6 protein-coding genes are annotated in these 7044 nt (G+C 69.6%); 3 read left to right on the top strand and 3 right to left on the bottom strand.

Features of this window, described 5'->3' with window-relative positions; translation table 11 throughout:
• On the bottom strand, positions 1–366 hold a 366-nt coding region (locus A7X97_RS21505), incomplete at its 3' end, for a MerC domain-containing protein (RefSeq protein ID WP_111008426.1).
• 68 nt (positions 367–434) lie between these two features.
• Between A7X97_RS21505 and A7X97_RS21500 the strand changes: the two genes are divergently transcribed.
• Positions 435–1760, top strand: a complete 1326-nt coding sequence (locus tag A7X97_RS21500; protein ID WP_088496188.1) for a GTP-binding protein — start codon at positions 435–437, stop codon at positions 1758–1760.
• Between the two features lie 143 nt (positions 1761–1903).
• Here the strand turns inward: A7X97_RS21500 and A7X97_RS21495 are convergent, their stop codons facing one another.
• Together A7X97_RS21495 and A7X97_RS21490 are read right to left on the bottom strand one after the other, a co-directional pair.
• The gene (locus A7X97_RS21495) at positions 1904–3511 is read right to left on the bottom strand and encodes an ATP-binding cassette domain-containing protein (protein ID WP_088496187.1); all 1608 of its coding nucleotides are present in this window, start codon (positions 3509–3511) and stop codon (positions 1904–1906) included.
• A gap of 226 nt (positions 3512–3737) precedes the next feature.
• The gene (locus A7X97_RS21490; protein ID WP_088496186.1) at positions 3738–4637 is read right to left on the bottom strand and encodes a LysR family transcriptional regulator; all 900 of its coding nucleotides are present in this window, start codon (positions 4635–4637) and stop codon (positions 3738–3740) included.
• 226 nt (positions 4638–4863) lie between these two features.
• Between A7X97_RS21490 and A7X97_RS21485 the strand changes: the two genes are divergently transcribed.
• Positions 4864–6042, top strand: coding sequence for a serine hydrolase domain-containing protein (locus tag A7X97_RS21485; RefSeq protein ID WP_088496185.1), 1179 nt, complete (start codon positions 4864–4866; stop codon positions 6040–6042).
• A partial coding sequence (locus tag A7X97_RS21480) for an MFS transporter (RefSeq protein ID WP_111008425.1) occupies positions 6039–7044 on the top strand: 1006 nt, incomplete at its 3' end. The genes A7X97_RS21485 and A7X97_RS21480, both read left to right, overlap by 4 nt.

Raw genomic sequence — 7044 nt, 5'->3', positions numbered from 1 at the left:
GTGCCGGTGCCGCGCGTTCCAGATATGCGTGGCGGCCAGCAGCAGGCTGCCGGTGACGGTCATCGGTGTTTCCCAGTCGTGCGAGGGCAACGCCAGCGCGCCGGCCAGCAGCAGGCCAAGCCCGGAGCCGGCGGTGGCCCAGGCCAGCACCGGCAACGGATGGCGGCGCTCCGCCCGCCATAGTGCATACCCGGTCAGCGGCAGGGCGATGGCCACGAACAGCAGGTGGACCCATTCCGCTTCGGCCCAGCTGCCGAACAGCGGCAGTGCGGCGGCAAGCAGGGGCAGCGCCAGGCAGTGCAGCAGGCACAGGCTGGACAGCGCGACCGCGCCGGCATCGAGCAGGGCGGCAGACGGCGACTTCATCGGGGACGTTCCTTGCGAAGAGAATGTTATACAGTAACATTTCCGTTCCGCAGCCAATCTGCTCCGACATGAACACTGTTTCCCGCGCCGACCGTCGCCTTCCGGTCACCGTGCTGTCCGGCTTCCTCGGGGCCGGCAAGACCACCCTGCTCAACCAGATCCTGCGCAACCGCGCGGGCCTGCGTGTGGCCGTCATCGTCAACGACATGAGCGAGGTCAACATCGATGCGCAGCTGGTGCGCGAGGGCGGCGCCGAACTGCGCCGAACCGAAGAGACGCTGGTGGAATTCAGCAATGGCTGCATCTGCTGCACGCTGCGCGATGACCTGCTGCAGGAAGTGCGGCGCCTGGCCGACGCCGGTCGCTATGACTACCTGTTGATCGAGTCGACCGGCATCGGTGAACCGATGCCGGTGGCGGCCACGTTCGCGGTACGCGACGAGCAGGGCTTCAGCCTGAGTGACATCGCGCGCCTGGACACGATGGTGACGGTGGTGGATGGCAGCGCATTCCTTGCCGACTTCGGCTCGACGCTGCGCCTGGCCGAGCGCGGGCAACAGGCCGGGCCGGATGATGATCGCGGCGTGGTCGACCTGCTGTGCGAGCAGGTCGAGTTCGCCGACGTGATCGTGGTCAGCAAGGTCGACCAGGTGGATGACGAAGTGCTGCAGGACACGCTGGCCGTGCTGCGCGGCCTGAACCGCGACGCGAAGCTGCTGCTGTCCCGCTTCGGTGCCGTGCCACTGGCCGAGCTGCTGGACACCGGCCGCTTCGACTACGAGCGTGCGCAACGTGCGCCGGGTTGGGTGAAGGAACTGCGTGGCGAACACACGCCCGAAACCGAGGAGTACGGCATCGCCAGTTTCGTCTACCGCTCGCGGCGACCGTTCCATCCCGCGCGCTTCGCCCGCGCGCTGCAGTCGGGGATGCCCGGCGTGATCCGCAGCAAGGGCTGGTTCTGGCTGGCCAATCGCATGGACTGGGTGGGTGAGCTGAACACCGTGGGTGCCGCGACGCGGACGCAGGCGGCGGGGTTCTGGTACGCCGCGCGTGATCGCGTGCGGGCTGGGCTGGAGGACACCGCGCCATTGCTGCCGCCCACGCCGCTGCCGTACAGCGACCTGGGCTGGGCGCGGCAGCAGGCCGACTGCTGGAGCGCACCGTTGCCGGGTCTGGAAGACTTCCCGGATGCGGCCGCGCATTCGGCGATGCAGCGCGTGTGGCACCCGCTGTGGGGCGACCGCCGCCAGGAGCTGGTGGTGATTGGCGTGCACATGGATGAGCGCGCGGTGCGTGCGGAGCTGGACGCGTGCCTGCTCAACGACCAGGAACTGCGTGCGGGGCCGCTGCTGTGGCAACAGTTGCCGCAGGCATTCCCGGTGTGGAAGCGGTGACGGTGCACTGAGGATCTACGGATTGCCGGCCAGCGGCCGGCACTACCCCTGGTCGGTAGGCCATGCATGCATCCACGCATGGCCTATCCTGTAGAGCCGAGCCGACGCTCGGCTGCTGCAGTAGGTCCACGCATGGCGTGGATCTACAAGGCGTCACGCCACTGCCACCCCCCGGTGCCCACCTGCAGCACGTGGGTCGGCCGCAACGCCTGCAGCAGGTGCCGGTCGTGGCTGACCATCAGCAGCGCGCCCGGCCATGCCGCCAGCAGTTCTTCCAGTGCCTGCAACGCGCTCAGATCCAGCGCGTTGCCCGGCTCGTCCAGCAGCAACAGCTGCGGTGCGGGATCGGCATACAGCACGCTGGCCAGCGCGCCTTTCACCCGTTCACCATCGCTGAGGCTGTGGGCTGCACGCTGGATGCGCTGTGCGTCCAGCCCGAGCAGGGCCAGCCGTGTGCGCAGTTCACCCGCATCCGCCACCGGGTTGGCGGCCTGCAAGGTGTCGAGAATGCTGCGTTCGCCGGACAATCCCAGCAGCTGCTGGTCGAGCAGCGCCAGTGGTGCATGACGCTGCACGATGCCGCTGCGTGCAGGCAGCTGGCCGGCCAGCACGCGCAGGAGCGTGGACTTGCCACTGCCGTTGTCACCGACCACGGCGATGCGCTGGCCGCGGCGGATCTCCAATCGCAACGGTGCACTGCAACCCTGCGGCAGCACCAGCGACTCCGCCTGCAGCAGACGTGCGTTGCCGCGTTCACCGTCACCGGCGAACAGCGCCAGCTCCGGCGCGGCGTGAACTGCCGAAGCCGCTGCGCGCAGCTGGTCGGCGCTGGCTTGCAGACGATCGGCCTGTACCTGTTGCGCGCGCCCGCGGCTGGCCTCTGCACGCTGTTTCTGCCGGCCAAGCAGAATCGGTGCCTGGTTGGCCTGCTTCGCATCGCGATTGCCACGTGCCTGGCGCTGCAGCTGGCGTTCGTGCTGCTCGCGCGCGCTGCGCTGTTGCTGCCGGTGCTGGGCGCGGGCGTGGTCGAGCTGTGCGGCGGCCGCTTCGCGTTCGGCGGCCCGCGCGTCGGCGTAGTGCTGCCATGGCCCGCCATAGCGATGCAGCCCGCGCGCGTCGAGCTCGACGATCTGCTGCATCTGCGCCAGCAGCTCGCGATCATGGCTGATCACCAGCAGGCCGCCGCGCCACTGCTGCAACCGTTCGTACAACTGCTGGCGATGGCGGCCATCGAGGTGGTTGCTGGGTTCGTCCAGGATCAGCCAATCGGCGCCGCTGGCCCAGGCGCCGGACAGCGCCACCTGCATGGCCTGGCCGCCACTGAGCCGCGCGGCGGGTTGGGCGGGATCGAGATCGTCGGGCAGGCGGAGCGCCTGCCATTGCTGCTGCAGGCGCTCGCGCAGATCCCAATGGTCGCCGACGCAGGCGAAGTCGGCCTCATCCACGCTGCCGGCTTCGATGCGTTGCAGTGCGGCGAGTTCCGCGCCGACGCCGGCCAGTTCACCGACCGTGCCGGCGGGTGGATAGCCGGGCGTCGGCAACAGGAACACGCGGCCGCTGCTGCGCACCTGCCCGTTCTCTGGCCGCACCCGACCGGCCAGCAGGCGTGCGAGCACGCTCTTGCCGGTGCCATTGGCACCGACCAGGCCGGTGGCGACCGGATCGAAGGAAAACGAAAGATCGGAAAACAGCGGGCGGCCGTCGGCCAGCCGATACGACACGCGATCGAGCGTGAGGGAATGTGTGGTCATGCGACCTCCATGGATGCCGGGTTCTCCCCTGCGCGCAGGGGCGGGAAGAGTCAGGCCGTCTGTTGGGAAGACGGCGGCATCAATGGCGCATTGGTCGCGAGCCTCTGGGAGGAATGAGCGGCCAGTATAGCGGGGTTGGCTGAATGGTTTGATGGCTCTGCACTACAAGAGCATCCACGCATGGCGTGGATCTACTGTGGGCCGGGCATGGGTGGATTTCTCGCGGCTACGGCACGGTGTCCAGGCGGGCGCCGACGAAGTCGATGAACACCCGCAGCTTCGGCAGTACGTGTCGGCCCGACGGCCACAGCAGGTGGAAGGTGCCGCAGGAGTGCACATGATCCTCCAGCACGGTGACCAGGCGGCCGTCGGCCAGCGCTTCGCGCACCGAGTGCACCGGCACGAAGGCCAGGCCGGTACCGCGCAGCGCCAGCGCCACCCGCGCCTCGATGGTGTTGGCCACCATGTGCACCGGCAGCTCCTGCGGTGTTTCGTGGTCGGGCCAGTGGATCGGCCACGGCTCCAGCTTGCCGGTGCTGGGGAAGCGGTAGTGCAGCAACGTGTGCTGCAACAGGTCGGCCGGCGTGCGTGGAACGCCGCGACGCTGCAGGTAGCCCGGCGAGGCGACGACACGCCGCGGGAACACCCCCAGCCGGCGCGCGTTCATCCGCGAGTCGCTGGGTTCGCCAACGCGCAGCACCGCATCGAAACCTTCCTCGATGACATCGACCAGCCGGTCGCTGAAATCCAGGTCGAGGCGGATGTCCGGATACGCGGCCATGAATTCGGCCATCAACGGCAGGGTGAGGTCACCTACCAGCGGCAGGCTGATCCGCAGCGTGCCGCTCGGTGCAGCGTGCGGTTGCGCCAGTTCGGTGCGCGCGGCATCGCGTTCGTCGAGGATGCGCCGGCAGCGCACCAGGAACAGCTGGCCCTCGGCGGTGAGGGTGATGCTGCGCGTGCTGCGGTGGAACAGGCGCACGCCCAGTGCGTGCTCCAGCCGCGCAACGCACTTGCCGGCGGCCGAGGCCGAGATGCCCTGCAGGCGCCCGGTCTCGACGAAGCTGCGGGTGTCGGCGGCGTGGACGAAGGTCTGCAGGTTGGCGAGGTTGTCCAGGACTGACATGGGCGTACCGGCAATGAAAACGGCAGGGTAGGGGCGGGTGATCGCGACACGCGGCGCGGCCGTCGCAACACTGTGGTGCGGGGCCTCGGGCAGCCCTTGCGGCGTTCCAGTTCCGGGCATCATGCCGATTGCGGACTGCACGGTCCATGATGCCCGGAGCGGCAACCGGCTTTTTGCGCCGCGTCGTGCTGCCTAACGTGGCGGGCCTCTCCCCACGGATACCGCGATGAATGCCGCTCTTTCCCTTGAACCTGCACCGACGCTGCCTTCGGTGCAGCGGCTGCTGCAGCAGGTCCACCCGCTGCGCCTGGTCGGTGCGGTGGTGCTGGTGCGCGAGCACGGCGTGCTGCGCCATGCCAGCGCGACCGGGCTGGCCGATCGCGAGTCGGCCAGGCCGATGCAGCGCGATCAGCTGTTCCGGCTGGCATCGGTCAGCAAGCCGTTGCTGGCCACGGTGATCCTGCGCCTGGTGGCCGAAGGCGTGCTCGACCTCGACACACCGGTGCAGCGCTGGCTGCCGGACTTCCGCCCGGCGCTGGCCGATGGCCGCACGCCGCCGATCAGCCTGCGCCAGCTGCTCAGCCACAGCAGCGGGCTGGGCTATCGCTTCCTGGAGGCGGATGCGGTGGGGCCCTACGCGCGCGCTGGCGTCAGCGATGGCATGGACGCCAACCCGCTTTCCCTGGCCGAGAACGTACGCCGGATCGCGCAGGCGGCACTGCTGTTCGAGCCGGGCAGCCAGTGGCTGTACTCGTCGGGCGTGGACGTGGCCGGTGCGGTGGCCGAAGCCGCGACCGGTGAAACGCTGCAGGCGCTGTTCCAGCGTCTGCTGGCTGCCCCGTTGCGCCTGCGCGATACCGCGTTCGCCACGCGCGATGCCGCACGACTGGCCACGCCGTATGTGAGCGACACGCCGCGGCCGCATCGCCTGCAGGAAGGGGAGGTGGTCGCGCCGTTCGAGGGCACGGTGGGCATCGAGTACAGCCTTGCGCGTGCCCTCGATGCAAGCCGTTTCGCTTCGGCCGGCGCCGGCCTGGTGGGTACTGCCGATGAAGTGATGGCGGTGTTGGAGGCGCTGCGTGACGTGCAGCGCTCTGGCCTGTTGCCACCCGCGCTGGCGGAGGAGATGGCCAGCCCGCAGGTGGGCGAACAGGGGCCGCCGGAACCGGCCGGCTGGGGCTTCGGGCTGGGCTTTGCGGTACTGCGCGACGCCGCCGCCAGCGGCACACCACAGCGCGAAGGCACCTGGCGCTGGGGCGGTGCCTACGGGCACAGCTGGTTCGTCGACCCGTCGCGTGGGCTGAGCGTGGTGGCGCTGACCAACACGCTGTACGAAGGCATGGATGGCGCCTTTGTCGATGAACTGCGCGACGCGGTCTATGCCGACCTGGAGACCACGCGATGAGCGGCCATGCCATCGATGCCGCCAGTCCGGCCGGCGAGGCCACGCGCCTGCCGTGGGCGGGCCTGCTTGCCTTGGCCGGCGGCGGCTTCATCACCCTGTTGACCGAGACCCTGCCGGCGGGTGTGCTGCGGCCGATGGGCGAAAGCCTGGGCGTGAGTGATGCGGCGGTCGGCCAGCTGGTGAGCGTGTATGCGCTGGGTTCGGTGATGGCCGCACTGCCGATGACCGCGCTGACCCAGCGCCTGCCACGGCGTCCGCTGCTGCTGGCGGCCATCGCTGGCTTCGTGGTGGTCAATACGCTGACGGCGTTGAGCAGCAGTTACGCGCTGATCCTGGCTGCGCGCTTCCTGGCCGGCGTGAGCGGTGGCCTGCTGTGGTCGCTGGTGGCCGGTTATGCCGCGCGCATGGTGGTGCCGTCGCTGCAGGGACGGGCCATCGCGGTCGCGATGGTCGGTTCGCCGCTGGCGCTGTCGCTGGGGGTGCCGGCAGGGACGCTGCTGGGCCAGCAGATCGGCTGGCGCTGGGCGTTCGCGCTGATGAGCGTGCTGGGTCTGCTGCTGCTGGCCTACGCGCGCTGGGCGTTGCCTGCGCTGCCGGCCGCTGGGGCCGGGCAACGCACTTCGCTGGCGACCGTGTGGCGCCTGCCCGGTGTACGCAGTGCGCTGCTGGTGATGGCGCTGTACGTGCTGGCGCACAACGTGCTCTACACCTACATCGAGCCGCTGGCGGTCGATGCGGGTGCCGGTGCATGGCTGGACCGGCTGCTGCTGGCCTTCGGCATGGCGGCGATTGCCGGCATCGCGATTGCCGGCTGGGGCGTGGATCGCCACCTGCATGCGCTGGTGTGGGCGGCGGTGATCGGCTTCATCGTGCCGGTGCTGGCCTTGCTGGTGTGGCCCGGCATGGCGAGCGCACTGCTGCTGGCGACGATCCTGTGGGGCGTGGCGTTCGGCGCCGTGCCAAGGCGGTCTGGAACAGGGTTGGCACGGCGCCGAACGCCAC

The sequence above is a fragment of the Stenotrophomonas sepilia genome, assembly GCF_003244875.1.
Taxonomy (GTDB): Bacteria; Pseudomonadota; Gammaproteobacteria; order Xanthomonadales; family Xanthomonadaceae; genus Stenotrophomonas; species Stenotrophomonas sepilia.
Note: the sequence above shows the minus strand (reverse complement) of the source record. Positions and strands in the feature narration are given on the sequence as shown.